The organism is Caulobacter sp. UC70_42 (genome assembly GCF_044056025.1).
In the GTDB taxonomy this organism is placed as follows: domain Bacteria; phylum Pseudomonadota; class Alphaproteobacteria; order Caulobacterales; family Caulobacteraceae; genus Caulobacter.
In genome coordinates, this window is record NZ_CP171994.1 from 1,213,846 (window position 1) to 1,239,001 (window position 25,156).

Sequence of the window (25,156 nt, forward strand, 5' to 3'; positions counted from 1 at the left end):
TACATTTGCCGCACCCCGATCCGGGTTTAGGCAAACCGCTCCTTAACCAGACCGCTCCCACGATGGCGGCCTGAACTGGAGCATGCCGTGAAGACCTGTCTGGTGGTCGACGACAGCCGGGTGATCCGCAAGGTCGCCCGCCGGGTCCTCGAGGACATCGGCTTCGAGATCGCCGAGGCCGCCGATGGCATGGAGGCCCTGGCGTGGTGCCGCGCGGCCATGCCCGACGCGGTTCTGCTCGACTGGAACATGCCGGTGATGAACGGCATCGACTTCCTGCGCCAGCTGCGCCGCGAGCCCGGCGGCGCGACGCCCAAGGTCGTCTTCTGCACCGTCGAGAACGGTCCCGACCACATCCGCGCCGCCATCGAGGCCGGGGCGGACGAGTACATCATGAAGCCGTTCGACGGCGACATCATCGAGGCGAAGTTCGCCGAGGCCGGCCTGCTGTGACGCCCGAAGACATGGACCTGCTGGCGGCCCTGGGCCGCGCTCGCGCCGGCGTGCGGGTCGAGACCGAAAAGCCCTATCTGGTCGAAAGCCGTCTCTCGCCGCTGGCGAGACGCGAAGGCTACGACTCGATCGACGCCTTGATCGCCGCCCTGCGGGCCAAGCGCGAGGACCGGCTGATCTGGGCCGTGGTCGAGGCCCTGTGCCGCAGCGACACCGCCTTCTTCCGCGGCCGCGAGGCGTTCGCCCAGCTGCGCGACGAGGTGCTGCCCGCCCTGTCGCATCGCCGATCCGAGGCGCCGATCCGCCTCTGGAGCGCGGCCTGCGCCACCGGCCAGGAGGTCTATTCGCTGGCCATCGCCGCCAACGAAGCCACGACCCTGGCCACCGGGACGCGGTTCGAGTTCTTCGGCTCCGACCTTTCCGAGCGCTCGCTGGAGAAGGCCCAGGCGGGAATCTACACCCAGTTCGAGGTCCAGCGCGGCCTGCCGATCCGGATGCTGATCAAGTATTTCGAGAACCAGGACGACACCTGGGCGATCTCGCCGCGCATCCGGCAGATGGTGCGCTGGAAGCGGATCAACCTGCTGTCCGACCTGTCCGTCATGGGCCGCTTCGACGTCATCCTGCTGCGCGGCGTGCTGAGAAACATGGACGCCTCGCTGCGGGCCAAGGTGGTCCAGGCCCTGGTGGCGCTGCTGCCGGCCGACGGCGTGCTGGCCCTGGATCCGGAAGACGACGTCTCGGAGTTCGACGACGTGCTGACCGCCGCGCCGGGCGGGGCCGGCATCTATCTGCGCGATCCGTCCGTGCGGGTCGCCGCGGCGGCGTAGGCCTTGGCAGGCGCGCGCGCCACCGCCGCCCCGCCGACGAGACCGCCCAGCGCCTCTCCCAGCCTGGTCAATCCGCCCACCGGCGCCGGCGTCACCGCCGCGAAGGCGGGCGCGAGCTTGCGGAACAGGATCGGCGGCGCTTGCGGACCGACGATGGCGCCATGCAGGTCCATCAGATCCACCACCTGACGGGCGGCCTTGCGCCACGCGATCGGCGGGGCGATGCCGTGCGGGGCCGGGGCGCGGCAGTCCGAGAAGTCGGGCTTCAGCCCGCAGCCGGCCTCGATCGCCGTCTCCACCTCTCGGGCATAGGCCTGGTCACGGGCCAGGCGATCGACATCGACCACCAGGTCGGCGTCCGGCAGGGCCTTCAGGTACGAGCGCAGCCACACCGCCAGGAAGGCCTGGAACGAGACGCTGGCCGGGGCGCGCTTCAGATGCCGGCGGACGGCGGCGACGCGATCATCGAGCGTTCCACGCCCGTCGAACTCATGCCCCAGCAAGGTCCGGGCGACATCGCCGCAGCCGGCCATTTCGGACAGCAGAACATAGTGGCACAGCTCGAAATAGGTCGGCCGCGGTCGCTTGCGCAGCGAATAGAACGACAGCCATTGCTGCACCGGGTCGCGGATCAGCACCACATGGAAGCCGCCGAACCGGCGCTTCAGCCATCCCGCCCGGCCCAGGGTCCGGCAGCAGGCCAGAACCGGCGTCTCGCCCCGGGCCCGGGCCGCGGCGACCAGTTCCTCGACATAGGCCTGCTGAGCCAGGTCGCTGGCCTCGGGCTCGATCCAGAAGCGGTCGAGGGCGAAGCCGGGCTCGAAGCGCCGCACGCCGCCCGCGGGGTCGAGGACGACCTCGAATTCCTTCAGATAGGGCTCGGTCCCCGCCCGGATGGCGCAAACCGCTATTTTCGGGAGTTTCCACATCGATGGTCCGCGCCGTCAGCCGGGCCAGTTGCTCGTGCCAGGGTTCGTAATAGGCGCGCACGCCCGCCAGCGCCCTGAAGCGATGCCAGACATAGGTGCTGGAGCAACGCCAGCCGCTGTGTACGAAGACGGTGTGAGTGTGTGACAACAGGCGCGCCCCTCGACAGGGACCGAGCCTGGCTTGGCGATCTTGCGTTAGGATATCGGCGGGACCGCTCAAGGTTGCACTGACGCAACACTGTGACGTTTATCGCCGTAAACGAAAAAGGCCCGCCGGCGGAACCGGCGGGCCTTTCGCTAGATCAGGTCTGAACGCTTACTTGACGTCCTTGGCCGTCTCGCTGACGGCCTTGCCGGCCGACGAGACGTCCTTGCCAGCGCCCTCGACGGTATTGCAGGCGGCGACCGACAGAGACGCCAGGGCGGCGGCGATAATCACGAGCTTACGCATTTTCTTCTCCGATGTTCGCCCCCGGAAGGGATGGGGAAGGGGCGCTGCAACGATTGCCCCTCAAGAACGTCAGCGGCGAAGCTCGGTTCCGGCCCCCACGCTCTAGGTTGGCGGAATCACGGCCTGCGGCGTCGGAAAGGTCAGGCGCACGGTCAGGCCGCGCGGCGCGTGGGTCTCGAACGTCACCTTGCCGCGCAGCTGTCGGGCGAAAGCGGTCATCAGCGTGCGGCCGACGCCGCCGCCGACGCTGTCGGGCGCGCCCGGACCATCGTCGCTGATGGAGAGCTCGGCCTCCTCGCCCCGCACGTGGAAGCCGACGCTGAGCATGCCGCCCGCCGGACCGAAGGCGTGCTTCTGGGCGTTGGTGATCGCCTCGACCGCGAACAGGGCGATCGGGGCCAGCCGGTCGGGATCGATGACCAGCGGATCGGCGTGGACCTCGGTGCGCACCAGGGGCGAGGTGGACATGTCGTTGGCCAGCAGCTGGGCGGTCAGCTCCTCCAGGAACGGCCGCAGATCGACGCGCTTGAGATCCGGCCCCTGGTAGAGGGCCCGGTAGATCTGGGCCAGGGCGGTGATCCGCTGGCGGGTGTCGTTCATCGCCGCCTTGGCCGCGGGATCGGCCAGGGCCCGCTGCTGCATGTTTAGCAGCGAGGTGATGATCTGCAGGTTGTTCTTCACCCGGTGATGGATCTCGCGCATCAGCGCGTCCTTCTCGGCCAGGCTGTCCAGCAGCGAGGCGTCGCGGGCGACGATGCCGCCCGCCATGGCGTCGAGGGTCGCCGCCAGCTCGCGGATCTCCGGCGGCGCCCGCTCGGCCTGCAGCGGCCGGACGGTGAAGCGTCCGCGCGCATAGATCGCCGCCACGCGCTGCAGGTAGACGATCCAGCGGATCACCTCCCGCTCGGAGACGATCAGCACCGCGCCCAAGGCCAGGAAGAAGGCCAGCAGCGGCAGCAGCAGGCGCGAGATCGGGTTGATCCAGGCCCAGGACACCAGGCCGGGCGCGGGCGCCGACAGCACCACGAAGACATCGTCGCTGACCAGCGGCGCGGCCGAATAGGTGCGTTCGTGATGGGCCGCGTCCTCGTGGCTCCAGATCGCCGCGCCGCTCTTGGCCGCGCGCTCGCGCCAACCGCGCGGCGGCGTCGAGAAGGCCGAAGGGTCGGTGGCGGCGAAGATCGCGCCGTTCGAATCGGCCAGCGCCACCTCGGCCCCATCGGGCATGAAGCGGTTGACCGTGCCGACCTTGAGGTCGCGCAGGTTCAGGACAGCGGCCATCGCGCCTTCGAACTTGTCCGGCGGGCCGGCGCGAACGGCGGCCAGGACGGCAGGCTCGTTGGCGTAGACCGCGCCGGGAGCCGAGGCCACGACCATGCTCGCGCCGGCGCGCAGTTCCTGGAACCAGGGTCTCTGGCTCCGCTCGGCGTCAAACGGCGTCGTCGCCGCGGCGCAGACCACGCGGCCACGCGAGTCGAAGCGGATCAGATTGGCGTAGCCTGGCAGGCGGGCGCGTACGTCGGCCAGGCGCTGAGCGCATTCCAGCCCGACCGAGCCGGGGCCCAGGGTCTGGAGCAGCACCCCGGCCGCCTCGATACGGGCGCGGGCGTTGGCCGCGCTCTGTCCAGCCGCCAGCTCCAGGCTCTGGCGGCGCGAATCGGCCTCGGCCCGGAAGGCGAAGATCGACTGCGCGCCGCCGATGACCAGCACCGGAAGCAGAGCGACGCACAGCGCGAAGGCCAGGCGGACTCGGATGGATGTTACGGCCTGCTCGGCGCGGCCGGCAAAAGTCTTCACCGCGGGGAGCTCAATCGCTCCGCGTCGGCGAGGATCGCATGCATGGCGTCACCCGCCGATGCGCCGTCACGATCATAGGCCCCCGCTTCGAGAATGGCCTGCAACGCCCGGCGGGCGCGGCTGACACGGCTCTTCACGGTGCCCACGGCGCAGCCGCAGATCTCGGCGGCCTCTTCGTAGGCGAAGCCGCCGGCCCCGACCAGGATCAGGGCTTCGCGCTGCTCGGCGGGAAGCATGCCAAGGCCCAGGCGGAGTTCGTCCAGAGCGACGGGCGCCTCGGGATCGTCGACCGCCACCAGGGTCCGCTCGGCGGCTTCCTGGTCAAGCTGGCTCTGGCGCCAGCTGCGGCGCTTTTCCGAATAGAACTGGTTGCGCAGGATCATGAAGGTCCAGGCCTTCATGTTGGTGCCCAACTGGAAGCTGGCGCGCGCGTCCCAGGCCTTCATCATGGCGTCCTGCGCCAGATCGTCGGCCGCGGTGGGGTCGCCGGTCAGGGTGCGGGCGAAGGCGCGCAGATGCGGAATCAGGGTGACCAGTTCGCGCTTGAACTGGTTGTCACGGACGGGGTCGGGCGGCGAGCGGCCGACTTGCGGTTCGCTCATGCTCAGCGCTCTCCCTTCGGAGGCTCGGCCTTGCGGAGAATTTCGAGGAATTCGTCGGGCACCGCCTCATTGACGACCTCGTCGAACATCTGACGCAGCTTCACGCCGATGGCCTGCTGGCGCAGACGCGCTTCATCCAGCGCCGCGGCGCTCTTGCGTTTGTCTTCCATGGGTACGTGTTCGATCATGTCCTCGACACCGAAGTGCATGTGCATCGGCGTCCGCCCCCTTTGGCCGAATGTCTTTCCGCCAGACGACAACGTGGTTTTCCGTGCCCGGTTCCCTAAGCTTGGGCTTAAGATGTCAAAAATTCGCAACGGACGGAACCGCTCAGTTGAGGCGGCGTTATCGACCATCGACGGAACGGCATAGCTTTGCCGTTCGTTAGTTAGTTTCCGAAGACACCGCATCGGGAGGGGTCATGAGTCTTCTTGCTCGGCTGGCGCCGCATCTGCCTTACATCCGCCGCTACGCCCGCGCCCTCACCGGCGATCAGTCGACGGGCGATCATTATGTCCGCGTAGCCCTCGAGGCCCTGGCGGCCGGAGAGCGTTCGCTGGACGACGATCTGTCGCCGCGCGTGGCGCTCTATCGCGTCTTCCACGCCATCTGGCTCGAGTTCCGGCGCCCAACTCGAGGCCCGTCGCGACGAAGGCCTGACGGCCGGCGACGACGCCGCCCAGCGCCTGATGCGAATCGCTCCGCGTTCGCGGCAGGCCTTCCTGCTCACCGCGCTCGAGGGCTTCACGCCGACCGAAGCCGCCCAGATCCTCGACTGTGACTTCGGCGAGGTCGAACGCCTGATCTCCGACGCCCAGGCCGAGATCGACGCCGAGCTGGCGACCGAAGTTCTGATCATCGAGGACGAGCCGGTCATCGCCGCCGACATCGAGGCCCTGGTCAAGGAACTGGGCCACCAGGTCACCGACATCGCCGCCACCCGCGGCGAGGCGGTCGAGGCCGTGGCCCGTCGCAAGCCCGGCTTGGTGCTGGCCGACATCCAGCTGGCCGATGGCTCGTCCGGCATCGACGCGGTCAAGGACATCCTGGGCCGGATGGACGTGCCGGTGATTTTCATCACCGCCTTCCCCGAGCGCCTGCTGACCGGCGAGCGCCCGGAGCCGACCTTCCTGATCACCAAGCCCTTCCAGCCGGAAACGGTGAAGGCGGCGATCGGCCAGGCGCTGTTCTTCCACCCGCGCCGGACCGCCAAGGCGGCCTGATCTCAGGGTTGTCCCGATAGACCCGTGAAGCGGCTCTCCGAAAGGAGGGCCGTTTTTCGTTGGCGGTGCGTCGGACTCTTGCGAGCCCTATCGCCCCGGGGCGGATGAGGGATCGTGAAGACGAAACCGCCGCGACAACGGTCAGGCTGTCGCGGCGGTTCTGATCTTGGCCCTCACGCCATCGCTCTCTCGCGAAGGCGTGAGCGTTTGGACCGTAGCGGTCGTTACGGCGTCTGGCGCACCGGCGCCTGCTGGGTGTCATAGCGCTGCGCCTCGGCGGGCGTCTTGGCGCCGTTATTGACCTCGACGGCGGCGAGGTCGTTGGCGCGGAAGGTCCAGGCCCCGAACAGGGCCAGCGCCGCGAGCACGATGGAGATGATCAGCACCCAGAACACGTGGCGTCCCCAACGGCCCTGGCGGGCGCGGGTGGCGTTCAGACGTGGGCCGCGCGTGTCGGGCGCGACGTCGTGATGAATGTCGGCGGGCATGATGTCATACCTCCTTATGGCGTCCAGATACGGGCGGCGTCCGCGCGGTCGCGGTCGCTGAAAGCCTGCACCATCCCGGCGGAGGCTCCGACCGCCGCGATCACGACCAAGGCCATGACGCGCGAGCGCACCCTTCTTTGACGCTGCGTGAGCGTCGAGACGAAAACCGTACCGCCATGTTCGGCCTGATAAGTCCGGATCACGACGTTGCTCCCTGCCCCGGCGGACCACATGTCCGCCTGGGATTTCAACGTGTTCCGGACACCACCGTTCCCCGCCGCCCGCCCGTTTCGGTCCTTCGCGAAAAAAATCGCGCGAGGCCGGAACCGTTCGCCCGGGACGTCGTTTCTATTTTTGCGAAGGCGGCGACGCCCCCCCGACTTGAGGCTGGCGATAGTCAGCCTGCCGCCTTCGCACCCCCTTTGTTGATGCGAACTTGGGCGGACCGGACGACCGGCCCGCCTTTCCTTCCGATGGGTGCGACAGGCCTGGAAGGCCCGCCCATCCCGGCCTACTTGCTTTCCAGATCGAACAGGATGTCCGCCCGTCGGCGCAGCGGCGCGGACGCGCCCGACGCCGCCACGGCCCCGGCGTCCCCGACGGCGGCCGTATCGATGTCGACCTTGCCGAAACCGGCCTTGGCCAGGGCCGAGGTCACCGTCTGGGCGCGACGCTTGGACAGGGCCAGATTGGCCTCGGAGGTCCCGACCGCGTCGGCCAGGCCGGTCACCCGCACAGATTTCACGGCGCAACCTCTCGCCTGGGTCTGGGCGTTGGACAGCAGCATGCGGGCCTCCTTCGTCAGCTCGGCGCTGTCCTGCTCGAAATAGACCGAGGACTGGAAATCGGCGCAGGCGGGCGGCGCGGCGGCCACGGGCTTGCGCAACACCCGCCAGGGGCTCTCGGACGTGGCGCAGCCCGCCAGCGCCAGGACCACGCCCGCCACGCTGATGGCCTGCACGGCGTTGGTGATCTTCATCGTCTTCATTCGAACCCTCCTCCTCGAACCTGCGAACACAAGAAAGGCGATCGGCTGGGCCGATCGCCTTTCGTTGGGCGTCGTCGCGTCCCGTCCAGCTTAGTAGCGGGGCGCGCCATCTTCCCAGTAATAACGACCGCTGCGAGAGTCGTAGTAGTAGTAGCGGCCCGCGCGCTCGTCATAATACTGGCGGCGGTTGGTGTCCGTCGCGCCACAGCCGCCGTCTTCGCGGCAGCCCTTGATGGCCCCAGCGGTGCCGCCGATGGCCGCGCCGATCGCGGCCCCCGTGCCGGCGCTGCCGCTGCCCACATTGTTGCCGATCACGGCGCCGGCCAGGGCGCCGATGGCCGCGCCGCCAGCGGCGTTGCGCTCCACATTGCCGGTCGAGGTGCACGCCGCGGCGAGCACGCCCACGCCCATCAGGGCGATCATGGTCATCTTCATCCTGGCTCTCCGTTCCAAGCTTCCTGTCCCCTGCTGCAGCAAACGACTCCCAAGCGCGACGGTTCCGTTTGGCGGGGGAACCACGGCCGAGCTCCGCCCGTTGCGTCGGCGAGTTTTGACGAGAAAAGGGGAGCGCGTGAAGCGCATCGAGGTCGTCGCCAACACCGCGTCCGGATCCGTTGGCCCGGACGCGCCGCGGATCGCCGAACAACTGCTGGCGGAATACGGCGTCTCCGGTGTCGTCCACGCGCCGCAACCGGGCGAGCTGGTCGACTGCCTGAGGACGGTGATCGACAGCGCGCCGGACGCGGTGTTGGTCCTGGCCGGCGACGGCACGGCCCGCGCCGCCGCCGAAATGGCCGGACCGGAGGGGCCCCTGATCGCTCCCCTGCCCGGCGGCACCATGAACATGCTGCCGCGCGCCCTCTACGGCGACCGCGACTGGCAGGCGGCGATGAAGGCCTGCCTGGAGAGCGGCGAGGCGCGGACCATCTCCGGCGGCGAGGTCGGCGGACGCCTGTTCTTCGTCGCCGCCATCCTGGGCAGCCCGGCCTTGTGGGCCACCGCGCGCGAGGCGGCCCGCGAAGGCCGCTTCAACATCGCCCTGGCCCGCGCCCGCCGCGCCTTCCGCAACGCCTTCTCCGGGCGCCTGCGCTTCTCGCTGGATGGGCGGCCCGAGATCAAGGCCGAGGCCCTGACCCTGATGTGCCCGCTGGTCTCGACCGCCCTGGACGCCGAGGAGCGGGCCCTGGAGGCCGCGGCGCTCGATCCATCCAGCGCGCTCGACGTCTTCCGCCTCGGGTTCAACGCCGCCCGGGGCCATTGGCGAGAGGATCCCTCGGTGAACGCCGGGCGCTGCCGCACCGGCAAGGTCCGCGCCCATGGCCGAATCCCGGCGATCCTGGACGGCGAGCCGGCGCGGTTCGATCCCGAGGTGTCGATCCGCTTCCGCCCGAAGGCCTTCCGCGCCCTGGTCCCGCCGGACGAGACCGCTGAATGAGGCTGGTCCAGCTCTCCGACATCCATTTCGGCGGCGAAAACAAGGAAGCCGTCGAGGCCGCGACCGCCTGGATCACCGAGGCCCGGCCCGACCTGGTGGTCGTCGCCGGCGACCTGACCCTGGACGGCAAGGTCCCCGAGTTCGACGCCGCGGCGGCCTGGCTGAAGCGCCTGCCCGACCCGATGATCGTCGTGCCCGGCAACCACGACACACCCTTCGTCGGTCTCGGCGAGCTCGTCGAGCGCTTCACCCGCGCCTGGCGTCGGTTCCGGGACCGGTTCGGCGACGAGGACGGCGCGGCCTGGCGGACGCCGGGGATCACCGTGACCTCGCTGAACACCGCCCGCGCCGCCCAGGCGCGCTGGAACTGGTCGAAGGGCGCGGTGTCGCGCGGCCAGATCCGTCGCGTCGTCCGCGAACTGGAGGCCGCCCCCGCCGGCGACCTCAGGGTGGTGGTCTGCCACCATCCCCTCATGGAGGTTCTGGGCGGACCGATGACCGCCAAGGTCCGTGGCGGGGTCGACGCGGCCAACCGCTTCGTACAGGCCGGGGCCGACATCATCCTGTCGGGCCATATCCACCTGCCGTTCGTCACCGCCGTCCCATTCGGCGACGGCAAGACCCAGGCGATCGGCTCGGGCACCCTCTCGCATCGAGAGCGGGGCGCGGCGCCGGGCTTCAACGTCATCGAGGTCGAGCCGGGCTGCGTGCGCGTGCAGGCTCTGGCCTATGCGCACGGCAAGTTCGAGGTCTGGCGGACCTGGGCCTGCGATCGGCGCGTCCCCTGACAAACAAGAACGGCGCGACCCGAGGGCCGCGCCGTTTTCATTGTCTCGCCGTGCTGACGCCTAGCGTGGCGCGCCGCGGCCGCCTCGGAAGAGGTGGCTGACCAGCGACACCAGGAACAGGATCAGGAAGACATAGAACAGGATCTTGGCGATCCCGATCGCGGTCCCGGCGATGCCGGTGAAGCCCAGGAGGGCGGCGATCAGAGCGACCACCAGGAAGGTAACGGCCCAGTTCAGCATGGGTCTCTCCGGATGAGCCCGGCCTTTCGAGCCGGGGCGTTGTCTTTAATCAAGGCCCATGGCCCCGCTTGGAGAAAACGCACCCGACTCCCGGGCGTTCCGGAAATTCAGGCCCTATTCCGGAGCCGGATAGGCCCAGCCCTGCTGGCCCGACTTGGCCGCGGCGTATTGGCTGTCGGCCAGGGTCCAGTTGAGCAGGTTGTCGAACACGGCTTCCAGGAAGCCCTTCCGCAGGTTCTGGTAGTCCAGATAGTAGGCGTGCTCCCAGACGTCGGCGACCGCCAGGGCCGTCAGGTCCTGGGTGACCGGGCTTTCGGCGTCGTGGGTCGAGATAACCTTCAGCGCGCCCGAGGCGTCCGAGACCAGCCACACCCAGCCCGAGCCGAAGTGGCCGATGCCTTCGGCGACGAACTTCTCCTTCAGGGCCGCGAGGCCGCCGAAGGTCGAGTCGATGGCGGCGGCCAGGTCGGCGCCCGGAGCGGTCTTGGTGGGCGAAAGGCCGTCCCAGAAGAAGGCGTGGTTCCAGGCCTGGGCGGCGTTGTTGAACACCTTGCCCGGGCCGGCGCCCTTGATCACGGCTTCCAGCGAACCCTTGTCGTCGCCGTTCAGCAGGCCGTTCAGCGCGGTCACATAGGCCGCGTGGTGCTTGTCATGGTGGAAATGGAGGGTGTTGGCGGAGATCGTCGGCTCCAGCGCGTCGTACGCGTAGGGCAGGTCCGGCAGCTTGTACGTCATGTTCACTCCATGGGAAGGCGTTCCAGGGAGGAGGGAACGCGCGGGAAGCATCTAGAGCGCGCCAGGACAAAGCGTAAGCGGTTTCACCGCCGCAAGCCGCCCAGGCGTGCTCAAATTTTCGAGATAAATTCCCTTGAAAACTTAGGGTTTCCGGGAATCCGAAGAACAACGCTCCAAGACAAACGCCACCGAACGGATCCGGTGGCGTCGGTCTTGAACAAGATTGACGTGATCAGCGCTGCGGCGGCTTCGGGTCCAGGAAGGCCTTGGCCAGCGAAGCGGTCAGGCCAGGGTTCTTCAGGGCGAAGATTCCCGCGGCCAGACCGATGCCGATCGACATCAGCGGCCTGTCGCGCACGATCTCGACGACCTTGCTGGTCATGTCGAAGCCCTGTTGCGGGGCCTGCTGGCTGTTGTGATGACGACCTTCGACCTTGCGGGCGGCGATCATGCCGGCGACGGCGACGATCAGGGCCGCGACGGCCGAGACGATCGCGGCGGCGCCGGCCGCCGTGACGAGCGGAACCAGCACGGCGTAGATCGCGAAGGCGGCGGATACGACGGCCACCGCGGCGGCGGCGGCGATCGCCGCGGCCGCGGCCAGCGTCATCAGAGTTTTTTCGAAGATCACCGGTTGTTGCTGCGGCCGCCGGAGAGCAGCAGGCCGATCAGCACGCCGACGCCGAGACCGGCGAGGGTGGCGGTGATCGGACGCTCACGCACGCGCTCGGAGACGTAGCGCTGGGCGTCCTCGATCTGCTGGCCGGCGGTGTCGGTATAGGTGCGGCTCTGGGCGCGCAGGGTCTCGAAGCCTTCCGCGACGGATTTCTCGACGCGCTTGGCGGCTTCGGTCAGCGAGACACGGGCGGCGTCGGCAGCATGGGCGAAGCTCCGCTCGGCGTGTTCAACAGCCTCGAGGGTGGCCGACTTGGCCTTTTCGGCTTCCTTGGCGGCGGCGGGACTGGCGGGCATGATCATCTCCTGTTCGCGACGCGACCGACCTGGGGCGCTGAAGCTGCGCCTCGTCAACGTCTGCTCGACGTCGGAGTTCCACGTTAGCGCAAGGGCCCAAGCTTCACCACCGTGGAATCCCCGGTTGAGCGCGTAAGAGGCCCGAAAAAGAAGCGTCCAAAGGCGCTCGCGCTAGACGCGAAGCGGGTCTAAGGTCGAATCATGGAGGACGCCCCCATCGTCAGCGACGAGCGCCAGGAAGCCGCCCGGCTCAACGCCTTGAAGGCCTTGAACATCCTGGACGGCGCGGTCAACGAGCCTCGCTTCCTGCGCCTCGCGCGTCTGGCCGCCCGACTGTTCGACACGCCCAAGGCCGCCGTCGTCCTGGTCGACGAGGACAGGGTCTGGCGCAAGGCCTTTGTCGGTTATCCCGGTCCCGAAGGCCCGCGCGCCGGCGACCTGGCCGACCAGATCGTGACCGCCAACGGCCCCGTCGCCCTCGGCGCGCCGATCCGCGACAAGCAGGGTCATGTGCTGGGCGCCCTGGTGGTGGAAGGCCCGGGCGCGAGCGGCCCCGCCTCCGACGAGGATCTGCGGGCGCTGGAAGACCTGGCCGACCTGGCCGCGGAAGGCCTGGCCGACCAGCCATGCCTGGCCCGCAGCCTCGAGAGCGAACGCCTGGACCTGGCCATCTCGGCCGCCAGCCTCGGCGAGTTCGAATGGGACATCAAGCGCGACGTCTTCAAGATCAGCCCCCGCCTGGCCAAGATCTCGGACATCGAGCCCGGCGAGATTCCGGCCGAGGACGGCGAGGCCCTCTATCGATACCTGCATCCCGACGATCGGGACTGGCTGAGGGAATCGATCAACGAGCAGCTGGCGGAAAGCGATCGCTACGAGGCCGAATACCGCCGGCCCAACGGCCCCGACGGCCGCGAAATCTGGAACCACGGCTCGGGCGTCATCGTGCGCGACGCCCATGGCGAGCCGGCCTATCTGATCGGCGTCGTCCAAGATATCACCGAGCGCAGAGCCGAAGAGGACCAGCGCGAAAACCTCGTCGCCGAACTGGACCACCGCATCAAGAACCTGCTGGCCGTCGTCCAGTCGGTGGCGGCCCAGTCGGCGCGCAAGTCGGCCTCGCTGGACGTGTTCCTCAAGACCTTCGCCGCGCGGCTGAAGTCGATGAGCTCGGCCCACGACCTCCTGACCGCCGCTCGCTGGCGCGGGGCGACCCTGGCGCGGATCGCCGCCGCCGAACTTGGCGGTCTGGCGCCCACCCAGACCCGTTGGGACGGGCCGGAACTGTTCCTCACGCCGCGCGCGGCCTCGGCGCTATCGCTGGCGTTGCACGAACTGGCGGTCAATGCGATGCGCTACGGCTCGCTATCGACCGAGAACGGCAAGGTCGAGGTCGTCTGGCGGCGCACGCCGGAGGGCGGCTTCGCCCTCGAATGGCTGGAGACTGGCGGCCCGCCAGCCACCGCGCCGGTCGCCAAGGGCTTCGGCGCCACCCTGATCGAGGACGTCGCCGGCCGCGAACTGGGCGGTTCGGCCAAGATCAACTACCGCTCCAGCGGCGTCACCGCCATGATCCAGGGCGCGGCCGAGGCCCTGGCCGACGCGCCGCCGATCGAGCCGGCCGAAGTCGCTCCCGAGCGTATCGTCGAGACGGTGGTCGCCGCCGACGAGACCGTCCGCCCGGGCGCCATCGCCGGCCTCAAGGTGCTGATCGTTCGAGGACTCGCTGCTGCTGGCCCTGGAGCTGGAAGCGGGCCTGGAGGACGCCGGCGTCGTGGTGGTCGGCTGCGCGGCCGAGCTCAGCGAAGCGCTGTCGATGGTCGAGATGGACTTCGACGTCGCGGTGCTGGACGCCGACCTCAACGGCCAGTCGGTGGCGCCGGTGGCCGAGATCCTGCGCACCATGGGCCGGCCGTTCGTCTTCGCCACGGGCTATGCCGACAAGGCCGCGCCGATGGGCTTCGACGCCCCGATCGTGCGCAAGCCCTACAACGTGCACCAGATCGCGCGGGCCGTGGCGGGGGTCACGGGGCGGGCTTAGGGTCTAGATCACGCCCCGCTTCCGCAGCCCCTGCACCGCCTCAGCGCTCATTCCGGCCACCTGCGTCAACACCGCCTCCGTATGCTCGCCCAGCGTCGGCCCGGTCCAGCGCACCCCGCCCGGCGTCTCCGTCAGCTTCGGGAAGGCGTTCTGCATCTTGATCTGGCCGAACACCGGGTGCGGCGTGGTGACGATAGACTCCCGCGCGGCGAACTGCGGATCGGCGATCATGTCGGGCGCGCGGTAGATCCGGCCGGTGGCCAGGCCCGCAGCCTCCAGCTTGGGCAGCAGGTCGTCGATCTCCTGGTCGGCCGTCCAGGCGGCGATGCGGGCGTCGAGTTCAGCTTGGTGCGCGCCGCGCGCGGCATGATCTCGGTAGCGGACGTCGTCGGCCAGATCCGGCCGGCCCATCAGGTCGCATAGCCGCTTGAACAGGGTGTCCTGGTTGGCGCCGATCAGGACCAGCTCGCCGCTCTTGGTCGGATAGACGTTCGACGGCGCGATGCCGGGCAGCACCGCCCCCGAGCGCTCGCGGACATAGCCGGTCAGGTCGTATTCGGTGATCAGGTTCTCCATCACCGTCAGCACGCTCTCATAGATCGCCACGTCGACAACCTGGCCCTTGCCGGTGCTTTGGCGGGCGTGCAGCGCCATCATCACGCCGAGCGCGGCGTTCAGGCCCGACAGGCTGTCGCCGATCGAGATGCCGGCCCGGGCCGGCGGCCGGTCGGGCTCGCCGGTGATGTGGCGCAAGCCCCCCATGGCTTCGCCGACCAGGGCGTAGCCCGCGCGACTGGCATAGGGCCCCGTCTGGCCAAAGCCCGACACCCGCGCCATGACCAGGCCCGGATTGGTCTCGGCCAACGCCTCATAGCCCATGCCCCACTTTTCCAGCGTGCCGGGTCGGAAGTTCTCGACCACCACGTCGGCCTTGGCGATCAGCGCGCGGGCGATGTCCCGGCCTTCGTCCGTACGCAGATCGACGGTGACAGATTTCTTGTTGCGGCCGATCACCGGCCACCAGGGCGACAGGCCCTGGGGCTTGGAGCGCCCCCACTGGCGCATGGGGTCGCCAACCTTGGGATCCTCCAGCTTGATGACCTCGGCGCCGAAGTCGCCCAGCACCTGGCCGCAGAACGGCCCGGCGATCAGCGAGCCCATCTCGATCACCCGCAATCCGGCCAGCGGACCCTGCGTCATGCCATTCTCCCCCACCTTCGCCGGAACCGTTCACGGCCCCGTGAGGTTTTGTTGTCCACACGGCGCCGCACGCGTCGCCTGTCCACGAACCTCTAAGAAAAACGCACAGGGAAAGACAGAGCCATGAACCGTCATATCATGTTCGGCGCCGCCGCCATCGCCGCCCTCAGCCTGGCCGCCTGCGGCCAGAAGGCCGAAGAGACCAAGGGCGCCGCCACCCCGGCCGAACAGGCCGCGACCCCGGACGCCAACCCCGCCGCCACGGTCCCGACCCCGGCGGACGAGACCAAGGCCGACGTCTTCGCCATGAAGGCCGCGGACAGCGACATGTTCGAAGTCGCCGCCGCCAAGCTGGCCGCCACGCGCTCGACCAATCCTTCGGTGAAGAAGTTCGCCGCCGCGATGGAGAAGGCCCACATGGCCAGCACCGCCGAGCTGAAGTCGGCCATCGCCGCCTCGGGCGCGGCCATCACCCTGCCGACGACCCTGTCGAAGGACGCTCAGGACGACCTGGACGACCTGAACAAGGCCGACGCCAAGGACTTCGACAAGAAGTACGCCGACGACATGGTCGACGCTCACCAGGCGGCGCTGAACCTGCTGCAACGCTACGCCCAGGACGGCGACACTCCCGCCATCAAGGCTTTCGCCGCCGCCACGGCGCCGAAGGTCCAGGAGCACCTGAACATGGCCGAGGGCCTGAAGAAGGGCTTCGACACCGGCGAAGACGTCGCCAAGGCCCGTCAGTAAGCCCTAGGGAATCGCGTAGGCGACCGTCGCCTTGGCGGCGGCTCGCTCGCGCCCTTCCGTCCACATCAGGACATCGGCCGTCGCGATGCGGCGGCCGAGCTTGAGAAGGGTCCCCTCGGCGTACAGATCGCCGGGCTGGCAGCCTCTCAGGAAATGAATGTTGAGCGAGGTGGTCACCGCCATGGCCACCTCGCCGATGTGCGCCAGGACCAGGGCATAGGCCGCCGTGTCCGCCAGCGTCATCAGGGTCGGTCCCGAGATCACCCCGCCCGGCCGCAGCTGCCGGGTCAGGTACGGCAGTTTCAACAGGACACGTCCGGCCTCGACCTCCACGACGGAGGGCATGTGCTCGGCGTCGGCCTCCGGAAAGGCCGAGCGCAGGAACGCGTTCAGCGCCGCCGAGTTCATCCGGATCAGCGGTTCGCTCACCCGCCGACCTTGATCGTGTTGTCGTCGCCGTTGCGGTCGATCACCGTGTTGTACGGATCGATCCCCGCGAACGTCGGCGCCTTGGCGGTCGTGAAGGTGAAGGTCTGCACGCCCGAGCGGATCGGCCGGCGCTCGTAGAGCACCACGTTCCTGGCGTCGAAGCCCTTGTCGCCCGGCTTGGCGGTGAAGAGACCGATGTCCATGGCCTCGTTCAGGGCGGCGTTGGTCTCCTTGCCCTTGCCGTCGGCGTACTTCTTCTGGGCGTCGACCGTGATTGTCACGTCGAACCTGCCGTCCGCCCGCTTCTTGACCGACGCGCTCTTGGTCTTCAGGTCGTAGAGCGTGATCTTCTCGAACAGATCGGTGATCAGGGCCTGCTTGTCGGCCGGAGCCTCGGCCCGCAGGGCGGTCAGGAAGTCGGTGGTGATCGGATAGGGCGCGCCCTTGAAGGCGTGGTCGGCGATCAGCTTGCGCAGGGCGCGGTTGACCGTCTCCTCGCCGATCTCGCTCTGCAGCCGGTACATGACCAGCGAGCCCTTGCGATAATAGACGTAGGGCTGGTTCTCGACCTTGTAGAGCGGTTGCTCGTCGATCACGTCGCCGCCGCGCGCGCGCAGATAGCTGTCCAGCTCGAACTTCAGGAACTTGCGGATCTGAGCCTCGCCATAGGTGTGCTTCATCACCATCAGGGCCGAGTACTGGGCGAAGGTCTCCGACAGCATCGCCCCGCCCTGCTGGTCGGCGCCGATCACCTGGTGGGCCCACCACTGGTGGCCGATCTCGTGGGCCCCGACATAGGTGACCATGTCGATCTTGGTCGGGTCGCGATAGTCGGAGATGAAGAACATTCCCTCCGACCACGGAATGGTGTTGGCGAACGACTGGGCGAACTGGGCGTAGTCCGGGAACTCCTGGAAGCGCAATTGCCGGAACTGATACGGGCTGAAGTTGGTCCCCATATAGTCCAGCGACCGCTTCATCGCGGTCTTCATGCGCTCGATGTTCCAGGGGTGCTGGGCGTCGTAATAGACCGCCAGCTTCACGCCCTTGTAGCTCTCCTCGGCGACCTGGTAGCGGGCCGACTGGATGGAGACGAACGGCATGATCGGCGCCTCGGTGACGAAGCGGGCGATGCGGCGGCCGTTCTTGACCGTGTCCGAGACCTTGTAGCCCGGCGCGATCGGGGTCTGGTCGGCCTCGGTGGCGACGGTGATGTCCGAGGTAATGAAGTCGGCGTCCTTGCGCAGGCCATTGAACTGGCGGGACGGAACGTCGCCCAGCTTGGCCATGCGGCGCTCGGGGGGCAGGCCGTACTTGCGGCGCTTGGCGCGGTCCTGCAGCAGGCCGTCGCGGGCCATGCCCAGGATCGGCGCGATCTCCAGGTTGTTGACGAAGGTCCCGTTGTCGACCACCCGGCTTTCCTGGTCGCTGTTGGGGAAGCCGCGCTGCGAACGCAGGGTGATGAAGCTCATCTTGCGCCGCTCGCCCGGCTGCATCGGGGTGTCGAAGGCGAAGATGCGGTAGTTGAAGCGCTCGAAGGTCTTCTTGGGTCGCGCGCCCTCGATCGACAGGCCCTTGACCCGCAGGTCGCGGTCGAAGCGGACGTGGATTTCCTTCAGCGGCGCGCCCGTCTTGTTCTCGATGACGTAGGAGCCCTTGGTCTCGAGGCTGGGCTCATGCGGCTTCAGATCGACGTCGAGGGTCATGGCGACGATCTTGGGCTGCGGCGTGTTCTCGAACGGCAGCAGGGTCTTTTCGTAGTCGGCCTGCCACTTCTCGTTGTCGATCTTGGTCCGGTAGTCGTTCCAGACATTGGTGTTGACGTAGATGAACCCGCCGATGCCCACGAAGGCGACCAGGGCGGCGACCAGCAGCAGGCCGGCCCCGCCGTTCAGGCGAACGGGCAGTCGGCGCAGGCGCGGCAGGAGGCGGCTTTCGGTTCCGCGCCGCCACAGACCGTAGGCCAGCACCAGCAGCACCACCGCGAAGGCCGTCCAGTAGGCGCGCAGCCACCAGGCGCCGATCCAGAACTTGCCCAGGCCGTTCATGTCCGAGAACGGCGTCTCGGTGGTCGAACCGTAGTTGTAGAGCTTGGACTCGAAGCCCAGGTTCACGAAGGTGATGGTGGTGACCAGGTAGATCACCATCAGGCCCCAGCCGATGAACTTGTGCGGGCTGATCGCCTGCAGGAACACCGCCAGCACCGCCAGCAGGATCCAGTCCACCGCCTGCGGCAGCACGTACCAGATCAGGTACTTGTCGAGCTCCAGCTTGAAATAGCCGTGGAAGACCTGGCTGAGGATGGCGGCGAAAACGCTGACCAGCAGGGTCGAGATCAGAACGAGCGAGATCGCCAGGGTCTTGGGCGCCACGAAGGCCCAGTCGGGCACGGGGGTGGCGTCGATGATCTCGTGCGTCTTGCGCTCGCGCTCGCGCCAGACCAGTTCGCCCGAATAGTAGATGGCGATGATCATCGGGATCAGGCCGAACGAGCCCAGCAGCGGCGACAGCAGCACGCGGGTGACCGGATAGATCACGCCGCCATAGCGGCCGGCGTCGGTGGCGAACCACAGGGCGCCCATGGCGTTGGCCAGGCCCAGGAACAGCAGCACGAAATAGGCCGGGCTCTTGAACACCTGGCCCATGTCGAGGCGCGTGCGGACCACCAGTTGGGCCCAGGCCGTGGCGCGGTCGAACTTCGGTTGAGGCAGCGGGCCGCCCGACGGCGCCGGCGCGGCGTTGTCGTCGATCTTGCCCTTCTTGACCTTGCGCTGCCCAGAGAGGTCGGCCGACTGGAACCGGAACAGGCTGTAGGCCAGAGTCAGGAAGCCGGCCGACAGCGCCACCGCGAACAGGCGATTGAACAGCAGCCCTCCGGACAGCGGCGGGACGAGCGTATTGCGTTCGCTGGCCGTCCAGTACTTGGTCGTCAGGCCGTAGGCGGCGGTGCCGAGCGGCTCCCAGTAGGCGGCGATCTTCTCGAACTCGGGCTTGTCCAGCGCGATGTTGGCGATGATCCACAGCACCATGAAGGCGACCACGCCGACATAGGTCCACATCATCGAGCGGGTGATCGTGGCCAGGGCGAAGAACAGCGCCGAGGTCAGCAGGATCGACGGCAGGGCCAGGGCGAAATAGGAAAACAGATAGGCGTGCAGGTCATTCGGACCCAGGCGCTCGGGATCAATCCACGGCATGAACGAGCCGATGAAGATCGCCAGCGGCACGGCCAGGAACGAGATCGCGGCGGCCAGGAAGGCGCCGGTGAACCGGCCATAGAGATAGTCGAACTTGCGGATCCGCGTGGACCGCAGGATCGGCCCGAAGCCCGTCTCGTCGTCGCGCACCACCACATTGGCCACGAAGGCCGTGGTCACGAACATGTAGAAGATCGACAGGATCAGGTGGGTCTGGGCGATCGCGAACGGCGCGTTCTTGTGGATGTTGCCGCCGCCGCCGATACGGATCTGGTCGATCGTCGCCGCCCCGAAGGTCAGCAGGAAGAAGATGGTCGCCACCACCCAGAAGACGGGCGACTTCAGCTGGTAGCGGAGCTCGAAGCCCGCGATCTTGCGAAACATGCCGCCGCTCCCCGTCAGGCCGCCCGCCGGGTGGTCGAGAGGGTGGAGAAGTAGACATCCTCCAGCCCGCCCTCGACCGGCGTGAAGCCGTTCCCCGGGTTGTCGTCCGACAGGATGTGGATGACCGTGCGGCCGGCCAGCAGGCGGGTGGAGATGACCTTGTACTGGGCCTTGGCGGCCTCCAGCTCGGCCTTGTCGATGATTTTCTTCCAGATCCGGCCCTTCAGCTGGCCGACCAGATCCATCGGCGCGCCTTCGCGCACGATGCGGCCGTCGCAGATGATGGCCATGGCCGGACAGAGGTCGCTGACATCCTCGACGATGTGGGTCGACAAGATCACCACCACGTTCTCGCCGATCTCGGCCAGCAGGTTCAGGAAGCGGTTGCGCTCCTCGGGGTCGAGGCCCGCCGTGGGTTCGTCGACGATGATCAGGCGCGGATCGCCGATCAGGGCCTGGGCGATGCCGAAGCGCTGGCGCATCCCGCCCGAGAAGCCGGCGATGGCCTTCTTGCGGACGTTCCACAGATTGACCTGGTTCAGCAGGTTCTCGACCGTCTCCTTGCGCGCCTTGGCGCCGGAGATGCCCTTCAGCACGGCCATGTGGTCGAGCATGTCGTAGGCCGAGACCCGCGGATAGACGCCGAAGTCCTGCGGCAGGTAGCCCAGCGTCTTGCGCAATTCCTCGGGCGTCTTCAGCACGTCGATGTCGCCGAAGCGGATATGGCCCGAGGTCGGGGCCTGCAGGGTGGCGATGGTGCGCATCAGGGTGGACTTGCCGGCGCCGTTCGGCCCCAGCAGACCGTACATGCCGCGCGGGATCGTCAGGCTGACCTCGTCCAGGGCCCGCGTGCCGTTGCCATAGACATGGGTCAGGTTCTCGATGATCAGCATGAACAGCCCCCAGAAAAAAAACGCGCCCAATACCCCATCGCCGACATGACTCGACGGCGACGATTGGGGCAAGTGAAAGAACGTTTAGGCCATGGGTTCAACCGCGGGATTTCTGAACAGCGGCCACTTTGCGGCTGTTGGCGCTCATCGGCGTCGTTTGAGCCGCACAGGGGTTTTGGGCAGCGGCTTTTAGGTCTAAACGAGGCGCCATGACGACCTACGCCTTTCCCCCGCACGCCATTCCGACGGTTCCGGTGGAGGGATCGGACGCGGCCTTCCCCGTTCGCCGGATTCTCTGCGTGGGGCGCAACTACGCCGCCCATGCCCGCGAGATGGGCGCTGACAGCCGCGATCCGCCGTTCTTCTTCAGCAAGCCCGCCGACGCGGTGGCCCCGCTGAAGGGCCAGATCGCCTATCCGCCGGCGACCGGCGATCTGCATCACGAGATCGAACTGGTCGTGGCCCTCAAGAGCGGCGGCGCCAACCTTTCGGTCGAGCAGGCGCTCGAGACGGTGTTCGGCTACGCGGTCGGCGTCGACCTGACCCGCCGCGACCTGCAGGGCGCGGCCAAGGCCAAGGGCCAACCCTGGGAGGCCGGCAAGGCCTTCGACGAAAGCGCGCCGATCACCGCCATCCGCGTGATGGACGCCCCGCCGCCCGAGGCCGCCGTCACCCTGTCGGTCAACGGACAGGAACGCCAGCGCGGCGAGGTCGGCGACATGATCTGGAACGTCGGCGAGGTGATCGCCAAGGCCAGCGAACTGTGGACCCTGGCCGCCGGCGACCTGATCTTCACCGGCACCCCCGAAGGCGTCGGCGCCATCGCCCGCGGCGACAAGGTCGTCGGCGAGGTCGAAGGCGTCGGACGTCTTGAGTTCACGCTCGTCTAGGAGAACGCTTCGATGAAGCTGGTCCTGCACAGCGCCAAGCGCGCCAGCGCGCCCTATCGGGTGCGCATCGGCCTTAACCTCAAGGGCCTTCCCTACGAGCTGCGCCCCGTCGACTTGGTGGCCAACGGCCATCACGAGGCCAGCTATCGCGCGCTCAACGCCCAGGCCCTTGTGCCCACGCTCGAGGTCGATGGCCGGCCGCTGACCCAGAGCCTGGCCATCCTGGAGTGGCTGGACGAGGTCTCGCCAGAGCCTGCCCTGCTGCCCCACACGGCCTATGAGCGGGCCATCGTCCGCGGCATGGCCGAGATCATCGCCTGCGACATCCACCCGCTGAACAATCTGCGCGTCCTGCGCCAGCTGACGGCCCTGGAGATCGGCGAGACCGACCGCAACGCCTGGGTCGCCCGCTGGATCAGCGACGGCTTCCGGGCCCTGGAGCCGATGGTCGCCGCGCATTCGGGCGGCTTCGCCTATGGCGACGCGCCGGGCCTCGTCGACTGCCTGCTGGTGCCGGCAGGTGTTCAACGCCGGCCGCTTCAACGTCGACCTGTCGCCGTTCCCGGCGATCACCAACGCCGCCGCCCGCGCGGCCAAGCACCCGGCCATCGAAGCCGCCCACCCCGACCACCAACCGGAGCGCTAGATGCTTGAGGACCTGAAAGCCAACAACGCCGCCTGGTCGGAACGCAAGACCCAGGTCGATCCGGACTTCTTCAAGCGCCTGGAAGGTCAGCAGAGCCCGGAATATCTCTGGATCGGCTGGCAGCGACAGCCGCGTGCCCGCCAACGAGATCGTCGGCCTGGATCCGGGCGAACTGTTCGTCCACCGCAACGTCGCCAACCTGGCCCCGCCGCAGGACGCCAACTATCTGTCCGTGCTGGCAGTTCGCGGTCGAGGTGCTGAAGGTCAAGCACGTCATGGTCGTCGGCCACTACGGCTGCGGCGGCGTGGCGGCCGCCATCGACGGCCAGCGCCGGGGCCTGGTCGACCACTGGCTGCACCCGATCCGCGAGATCCACGCCGAGCACAAGCACGAACTGGAAGCGATCCCCGAGCAGCGCGCCATGCTCGACCGCCTGACCGAGCTGAACGTCGCCCGGCAGGTGCGCAACGTGGCCGCCGACGTCTTCGTCCAGGACGCCTGGGCGCGCGGCCAGGACCTGTCGGTGCACGGCTGGGTCTATTCGTTGCACGACGGCCTGGTGAACGATCTCAACATCGGCATCAGCAGCCTGGCGGACTACGAGCGGATGATGGCGGACTCTAACCGCCCCTGATCCGCACCCGCGCCTGGGCCTTGCGGCCTTGCGCGTCGACCACCGACAGCTTGTAGAAGCCCGGCGCGGCCGGCCTCCAGATCGCGCGGCCGCTGACCGGATCCAGGCCCAGCGGCCGGCCTTCCACGTACCAGCTCAGGCCCTCGCCCTCGGCGGCCAGCACCAGGCCCCGCCCCCGGGCGCCCAGGGCGTCGACCTGCACCGAGGCGCCGTCGGGCGGGAAGATCAGGCGCGGCCCCTCGGCGGCGGCGCGCAACGTCCGCAAGGCGAGCGGGGCGGACTTCGGCGCGATCGGGCGCGGCGCCGAGGACTGGGTTCCGATGGCGTCGGCGACGTCGAACAGCAGCGGCAGGGCGGCGTCGCGTCCCGTCAACCCGCCACGCGCGCCGCCGTCGGCCCGACCCGTCCAGACCAGGATCGCATAGCCGCCGACCACCCCGGCCGCCACGGCGTCGCGGAAGCCGTACGAGGTGCCGGTCTTGAACGCCATCGACGGTCCGCCGCGGGTCAGGGCCGAGGGCGCGCGGCCCCTCGGCGCCGGGGCTTCGCGGAGAATATCGAGCACCTGCCGGGCCGCCTCGGGCCGGACCAGACGCGTCCCGCCGGAGCGCTCGCGGGCCTTGGCCTCGTCCTCGGTCCAGGCCAGCGGCTTGGCGATGCCGCCGTCGCCCAACGCGGCGTACAGCATGACGAGGTCGCGCCAGGTGATCCCCTCTCCGCCGAGCGCCAGGGCCAGGCCGGCCTCCTTCAGCTGGGCCTTGGGTCGCGCCAGATGCGCGCCGGCGGCCTCGATGCGGCCGGCGAAGGCCTCGGGACCCAGCTTCTCCAGGGTGGCGACGGCCGGCACGTTCAGCGAGTGGGCCAGCGCCTCGCGCACCGTCACCTTGTCGTGGAACACCCGGTCGAAGTTCTCGGGCTGGTAGTCGGCGAAGCGGGTGGCGTTGTCCTGCAGCTGGGTGTCGGGCGCGACCAGGCCGTCGTCCATGGCCATGGCGTAGATGAACGGCTTCAGGGCCGAGCCGGGCGAACGCAGCGCCCGTGTCATGTCGACCCAGCCTCCGGCCCGGTCGCGGCCCGCCGAGCCGACCGAGGCGCGGACAGCGCGGTTCCTGATCTCGACCACCAGGATGGCGGCGGTGGCGTCGGGGCCCTGAGCGCCCGCCACGGCGGCGGCCATGGGCTCCAGCCGCGACTGCAGGTCGGCGTCGAGGGTCGAGACCACGCTGGCCTGGCCTTGCGGAGCATCGCGGGCCAACTCGCCCGCCGCGTGCCAGGCCAGGGTCGGGAACGGCGCCCGCCGCGGCAGGGGCTCGTTCTCGGCCTCGAAGGCGGCGGCCTCGGTGATCGTCCCGGCACGGACCATCTTGTCCAACACCCCGCGCCGGGCGGCCTTGGCGGCGTCGGGACGACGATCCGGACGGCGCGCCTCCGGCGACTGCGGCAGGGCGATCAGCAGGGCCTGCTCGCCGTCGGTCAGGCTGGACGGCTCGTGGCCGAAATAGCTGAGGCTGGCCGCCCGCGCGCCTTCCAGATTGCCGCCGTAGGGGGCCAGGGTCAGGTACAGCGCCAGGATCTCGCGCTTGGACAGTCGCGACTTCAGCTGCACGGCGCGGACCATCTCGATCAGCTTCGAGCCGAGATTGCGCGGGCGGGGCTCCAGCAGGCGCGCGGTCTGCATGGTCAGGGTCGAGGCGCCCGAGGTGGCGTGGCCATGGACCACCGCCGAGCCGACGGCGCGGACCAGCGACAGCGGATCGACGCCCAGGTGCCACCAGAACCTCGCGTCCTCGGTGCGGATCAGGCGCTTCTGGAAGGTGGGATCGGTTCGCGAGAGGTCGGCGCGGATCCGCCAGCGGCCATCCTCGACCGGCAGGGCCCGCAGCCACGCGCCGCGACGGTCCAGGGTGACCGGCGAGGAGTGCCGGGCGCGGGTCATGTCCGGCGGGAACACGGCGCCGAGGGTGGCGAGGACGACCTCGGCGGCGAGGACGCCGACGAGGATTTTGGTCAGGCGGGGGGACGTGATCGCCCTTCTTTCCCCTCCGGGGGAGGCGGATGCGCAGCATCCGGAGGGGGGCGAGTTAGCGCCCCACCGGAAACATCGGATTCCTGCACCTACTGGCCCCCTCCGGGCCTGGCGGCCCTCCTCCCCCGGAGGGG

The 25,156-nt window shown here is 68.7% G+C and carries 23 protein-coding genes and 5 pseudogenes; 10 read left to right on the plus strand and 18 right to left on the minus strand.

Going from position 1 to position 25,156, the window contains the following annotated elements:
* Positions 1 to 75 precede the first annotated feature (75 nt).
* Positions 76 to 453 carry a response regulator gene (locus tag ACHMW8_RS06320; RefSeq protein ID WP_199743612.1) on the plus strand — a complete coding sequence of 126 codons (378 nt, stop codon included), beginning with the start codon at positions 76 to 78 and terminating at the stop codon, positions 451 to 453.
* On the plus strand, positions 450 to 1,283 hold the full coding sequence (locus ACHMW8_RS06325) for a protein-glutamate O-methyltransferase CheR (protein ID WP_125159549.1): 834 nt from the start codon (positions 450 to 452) through the stop codon (positions 1,281 to 1,283). The genes ACHMW8_RS06320 and ACHMW8_RS06325 overlap by 4 nt, the downstream gene beginning before the upstream one ends.
* Here ACHMW8_RS06325 and ACHMW8_RS06330 read toward each other — a convergent pair.
* From ACHMW8_RS06330 to ACHMW8_RS06350, 5 genes are all read right to left on the minus strand, one after another.
* Positions 1,241 to 2,212: a hypothetical protein gene (locus ACHMW8_RS06330; protein ID WP_395445063.1), complete on the minus strand. Its 972-nt coding sequence runs from the start codon at positions 2,210 to 2,212 to the stop codon at positions 1,241 to 1,243. The two genes, ACHMW8_RS06325 and ACHMW8_RS06330, sit on opposite strands and share 43 nt — an antisense overlap.
* A gap of 316 nt (positions 2,213 to 2,528) precedes the next feature.
* Positions 2,529 to 2,663 (minus strand): entericidin A/B family lipoprotein, encoded by a 135-nt coding sequence (locus tag ACHMW8_RS06335; RefSeq protein WP_125159551.1) that lies wholly within the window; start codon positions 2,661 to 2,663, stop codon positions 2,529 to 2,531.
* 102 nt (positions 2,664 to 2,765) lie between these two features.
* Positions 2,766 to 4,460: a sensor histidine kinase gene (locus tag ACHMW8_RS06340; RefSeq protein WP_125159552.1), complete on the minus strand. Its 1,695-nt coding sequence runs from the start codon at positions 4,458 to 4,460 to the stop codon at positions 2,766 to 2,768.
* Positions 4,457 to 5,062 (minus strand): sigma-70 family RNA polymerase sigma factor, encoded by a 606-nt coding sequence (locus ACHMW8_RS06345; RefSeq protein WP_125159553.1) that lies wholly within the window; start codon positions 5,060 to 5,062, stop codon positions 4,457 to 4,459. The genes ACHMW8_RS06340 and ACHMW8_RS06345 overlap by 4 nt, the downstream gene beginning before the upstream one ends.
* 2 nt (positions 5,063 to 5,064) lie before the next feature.
* Positions 5,065 to 5,250 (minus strand): NepR family anti-sigma factor, encoded by a 186-nt coding sequence (locus ACHMW8_RS06350; RefSeq protein ID WP_199743613.1) that lies wholly within the window; start codon positions 5,248 to 5,250, stop codon positions 5,065 to 5,067.
* 233 nt (positions 5,251 to 5,483) lie between these two features.
* Between ACHMW8_RS06350 and ACHMW8_RS06355 the strand changes: the two are divergent.
* Positions 5,484 to 6,285: pseudogene (locus tag ACHMW8_RS06355) on the plus strand (response regulator).
* 224 nt (positions 6,286 to 6,509) lie between these two features.
* On the opposite strand, the gene ACHMW8_RS06360 reads toward ACHMW8_RS06355, so the two are convergent.
* The 4 genes from ACHMW8_RS06360 to ACHMW8_RS06375 all read right to left on the minus strand — a co-directional run bounded on the left by ACHMW8_RS06360 (position 6,510) and on the right by ACHMW8_RS06375 (position 8,196).
* Complete coding sequence (locus tag ACHMW8_RS06360) at positions 6,510 to 6,773, minus strand: hypothetical protein (protein WP_395445064.1); 264 nt, start codon at positions 6,771 to 6,773, stop codon at positions 6,510 to 6,512.
* A gap of 14 nt (positions 6,774 to 6,787) precedes the next feature.
* A complete protein-coding gene (locus tag ACHMW8_RS06365; RefSeq protein ID WP_395445065.1) occupies positions 6,788 to 7,024 on the minus strand; it encodes a hypothetical protein in 237 nt (78 codons plus the stop codon).
* A 260-nt stretch (positions 7,025 to 7,284) separates the two neighbouring features.
* A complete protein-coding gene (locus ACHMW8_RS06370) occupies positions 7,285 to 7,761 on the minus strand; it encodes an OmpA family protein (protein ID WP_395445066.1) in 477 nt (158 codons plus the stop codon).
* 90 nt (positions 7,762 to 7,851) lie between these two features.
* On the minus strand, positions 7,852 to 8,196 hold the full coding sequence (locus tag ACHMW8_RS06375; RefSeq protein WP_125159558.1) for a YMGG-like glycine zipper-containing protein: 345 nt from the start codon (positions 8,194 to 8,196) through the stop codon (positions 7,852 to 7,854).
* Positions 8,197 to 8,332: 136 nt separating this feature from the next.
* On the opposite strand from ACHMW8_RS06375, the gene ACHMW8_RS06380 reads away from it, so the two are divergent.
* Together ACHMW8_RS06380 and ACHMW8_RS06385 are read left to right on the plus strand one after the other, a co-directional pair.
* On the plus strand, positions 8,333 to 9,196 hold the full coding sequence (locus ACHMW8_RS06380; RefSeq protein ID WP_395445067.1) for a diacylglycerol/lipid kinase family protein: 864 nt from the start codon (positions 8,333 to 8,335) through the stop codon (positions 9,194 to 9,196).
* Entirely contained in the window at positions 9,193 to 9,984 is a 792-nt protein-coding gene (locus tag ACHMW8_RS06385) for a metallophosphoesterase (RefSeq protein WP_125159560.1), read from the plus strand. Before ACHMW8_RS06380 ends, ACHMW8_RS06385 begins: the two co-directional genes overlap by 4 nt.
* 60 nt (positions 9,985 to 10,044) lie before the next feature.
* On the opposite strand, the gene ACHMW8_RS06390 is transcribed toward ACHMW8_RS06385, so the two are convergent.
* The 4 genes from ACHMW8_RS06390 to ACHMW8_RS06405 form a co-directional block, all read right to left on the minus strand.
* Entirely contained in the window at positions 10,045 to 10,224 is a 180-nt protein-coding gene (locus tag ACHMW8_RS06390) for a DUF1328 domain-containing protein (protein WP_125159561.1), read from the minus strand.
* A 114-nt stretch (positions 10,225 to 10,338) separates the two neighbouring features.
* Positions 10,339 to 10,959 (minus strand): superoxide dismutase, encoded by a 621-nt coding sequence (locus ACHMW8_RS06395; protein ID WP_125159562.1) that lies wholly within the window; start codon positions 10,957 to 10,959, stop codon positions 10,339 to 10,341.
* Positions 10,960 to 11,191: 232 nt separating this feature from the next.
* Positions 11,192 to 11,590, minus strand: a complete 399-nt coding sequence (locus ACHMW8_RS06400) for a hypothetical protein (RefSeq protein ID WP_125159563.1) — start codon at positions 11,588 to 11,590, stop codon at positions 11,192 to 11,194.
* Complete coding sequence (locus ACHMW8_RS06405; RefSeq protein WP_125159564.1) at positions 11,587 to 11,931, minus strand: hypothetical protein; 345 nt, start codon at positions 11,929 to 11,931, stop codon at positions 11,587 to 11,589. The genes ACHMW8_RS06400 and ACHMW8_RS06405 overlap by 4 nt, the downstream gene beginning before the upstream one ends.
* Before the next feature lie 201 nt (positions 11,932 to 12,132).
* Between ACHMW8_RS06405 and ACHMW8_RS06410 the strand changes: the two are divergent.
* Positions 12,133 to 13,972 (plus strand): annotated as a pseudogene (locus ACHMW8_RS06410) (HWE histidine kinase domain-containing protein).
* Between the two features lie 3 nt (positions 13,973 to 13,975).
* On the opposite strand, the gene ACHMW8_RS06415 reads toward ACHMW8_RS06410, so the two are convergent.
* Positions 13,976 to 15,172: a CaiB/BaiF CoA transferase family protein gene (locus ACHMW8_RS06415; protein ID WP_395445068.1), complete on the minus strand. Its 1,197-nt coding sequence runs from the start codon at positions 15,170 to 15,172 to the stop codon at positions 13,976 to 13,978.
* 123 nt (positions 15,173 to 15,295) lie between these two features.
* Between ACHMW8_RS06415 and ACHMW8_RS06420 the strand changes: the two genes are divergently transcribed.
* Entirely contained in the window at positions 15,296 to 15,922 is a 627-nt protein-coding gene (locus ACHMW8_RS06420; protein ID WP_395445069.1) for a DUF4142 domain-containing protein, read from the plus strand.
* A gap of 3 nt (positions 15,923 to 15,925) precedes the next feature.
* Here ACHMW8_RS06420 and ACHMW8_RS06425 read toward each other — a convergent pair whose 3' ends face one another.
* Genes ACHMW8_RS06425 through ACHMW8_RS06435 form a run of 3 tightly spaced genes read right to left on the minus strand, consistent with a single transcriptional unit; the run spans position 15,926 to position 20,825 of the window.
* On the minus strand, positions 15,926 to 16,330 hold the full coding sequence (locus ACHMW8_RS06425) for a PaaI family thioesterase (protein WP_395445910.1): 405 nt from the start codon (positions 16,328 to 16,330) through the stop codon (positions 15,926 to 15,928).
* Positions 16,331 to 16,347: 17 nt separating this feature from the next.
* Positions 16,348 to 19,932, minus strand: coding sequence for a M1 family aminopeptidase (locus tag ACHMW8_RS06430; protein WP_395445070.1), 3,585 nt, complete (start codon positions 19,930 to 19,932; stop codon positions 16,348 to 16,350).
* A 14-nt stretch (positions 19,933 to 19,946) separates the two neighbouring features.
* Positions 19,947 to 20,825, minus strand: a complete 879-nt coding sequence (locus tag ACHMW8_RS06435) for an ABC transporter ATP-binding protein (RefSeq protein ID WP_125159570.1) — start codon at positions 20,823 to 20,825, stop codon at positions 19,947 to 19,949.
* 209 nt (positions 20,826 to 21,034) lie between these two features.
* On the opposite strand from ACHMW8_RS06435, the gene ACHMW8_RS06440 reads away from it, so the two are divergent.
* The 3 genes and pseudogenes from ACHMW8_RS06440 to ACHMW8_RS06450 all read left to right on the plus strand — a co-directional run bounded on the left by ACHMW8_RS06440 (position 21,035) and on the right by ACHMW8_RS06450 (position 22,996).
* Positions 21,035 to 21,715 carry a fumarylacetoacetate hydrolase family protein gene (locus ACHMW8_RS06440; RefSeq protein WP_395445071.1) on the plus strand — a complete coding sequence of 227 codons (681 nt, stop codon included), beginning with the start codon at positions 21,035 to 21,037 and terminating at the stop codon, positions 21,713 to 21,715.
* A 12-nt stretch (positions 21,716 to 21,727) separates the two neighbouring features.
* Positions 21,728 to 22,361 (plus strand): annotated as a pseudogene (gene maiA / locus ACHMW8_RS06445) (maleylacetoacetate isomerase).
* A pseudogene (locus tag ACHMW8_RS06450) lies at positions 22,362 to 22,996 on the plus strand (carbonic anhydrase).
* On the opposite strand, the pseudogene pbpC reads toward ACHMW8_RS06450, so the two are convergent.
* Positions 22,983 to 25,098 (minus strand): annotated as a pseudogene (pbpC, locus tag ACHMW8_RS06455) (penicillin-binding protein 1C). The pseudogenes ACHMW8_RS06450 and pbpC overlap by 14 nt on opposite strands.
* Between the last annotated feature and the right edge of the window lie 58 nt (positions 25,099 to 25,156).

What these genes read in the sequence shown, in the direction of transcription:
- ACHMW8_RS06330 (WP_395445063.1), bottom strand. Translation starts at nt 2,212, where the DNA reads ATGTGGAAACTCCCGAAAATAGCGGTTTGCGCCATCCGGGCGGGGACC.
- ACHMW8_RS06335 (WP_125159551.1), bottom strand. Translation starts at nt 2,663, where the DNA reads ATGCGTAAGCTCGTGATTATCGCCGCCGCCCTGGCGTCTCTGTCGGTC.
- ACHMW8_RS06345 (WP_125159553.1), bottom strand. Translation starts at nt 5,062, where the DNA reads ATGAGCGAACCGCAAGTCGGCCGCTCGCCGCCCGACCCCGTCCGTGAC.
- ACHMW8_RS06350 (WP_199743613.1), bottom strand. Translation starts at nt 5,250, where the DNA reads ATGATCGAACACGTACCCATGGAAGACAAACGCAAGAGCGCCGCGGCG.
- ACHMW8_RS06360 (WP_395445064.1), bottom strand. Translation starts at nt 6,773, where the DNA reads ATGCCCGCCGACATTCATCACGACGTCGCGCCCGACACGCGCGGCCCA.
- ACHMW8_RS06370 (WP_395445066.1), bottom strand. Translation starts at nt 7,761, where the DNA reads ATGAAGACGATGAAGATCACCAACGCCGTGCAGGCCATCAGCGTGGCG.
- ACHMW8_RS06375 (WP_125159558.1), bottom strand. Translation starts at nt 8,196, where the DNA reads ATGAAGATGACCATGATCGCCCTGATGGGCGTGGGCGTGCTCGCCGCG.
- ACHMW8_RS06385 (WP_125159560.1), top strand. Translation starts at nt 9,193, where the DNA reads ATGAGGCTGGTCCAGCTCTCCGACATCCATTTCGGCGGCGAAAACAAG.
- ACHMW8_RS06390 (WP_125159561.1), bottom strand. Translation starts at nt 10,224, where the DNA reads ATGCTGAACTGGGCCGTTACCTTCCTGGTGGTCGCTCTGATCGCCGCC.
- ACHMW8_RS06395 (WP_125159562.1), bottom strand. Translation starts at nt 10,959, where the DNA reads ATGACGTACAAGCTGCCGGACCTGCCCTACGCGTACGACGCGCTGGAG.
- ACHMW8_RS06405 (WP_125159564.1), bottom strand. Translation starts at nt 11,931, where the DNA reads ATGCCCGCCAGTCCCGCCGCCGCCAAGGAAGCCGAAAAGGCCAAGTCG.
- ACHMW8_RS06415 (WP_395445068.1), bottom strand. Translation starts at nt 15,172, where the DNA reads ATGACGCAGGGTCCGCTGGCCGGATTGCGGGTGATCGAGATGGGCTCG.
- ACHMW8_RS06420 (WP_395445069.1), top strand. Translation starts at nt 15,296, where the DNA reads ATGAACCGTCATATCATGTTCGGCGCCGCCGCCATCGCCGCCCTCAGC.
- ACHMW8_RS06425 (WP_395445910.1), bottom strand. Translation starts at nt 16,330, where the DNA reads ATGAACTCGGCGGCGCTGAACGCGTTCCTGCGCTCGGCCTTTCCGGAG.
- ACHMW8_RS06430 (WP_395445070.1), bottom strand. Translation starts at nt 19,932, where the DNA reads ATGTTTCGCAAGATCGCGGGCTTCGAGCTCCGCTACCAGCTGAAGTCG.
- ACHMW8_RS06435 (WP_125159570.1), bottom strand. Translation starts at nt 20,825, where the DNA reads ATGCTGATCATCGAGAACCTGACCCATGTCTATGGCAACGGCACGCGG.
- ACHMW8_RS06440 (WP_395445071.1), top strand. Translation starts at nt 21,035, where the DNA reads ATGACGACCTACGCCTTTCCCCCGCACGCCATTCCGACGGTTCCGGTG.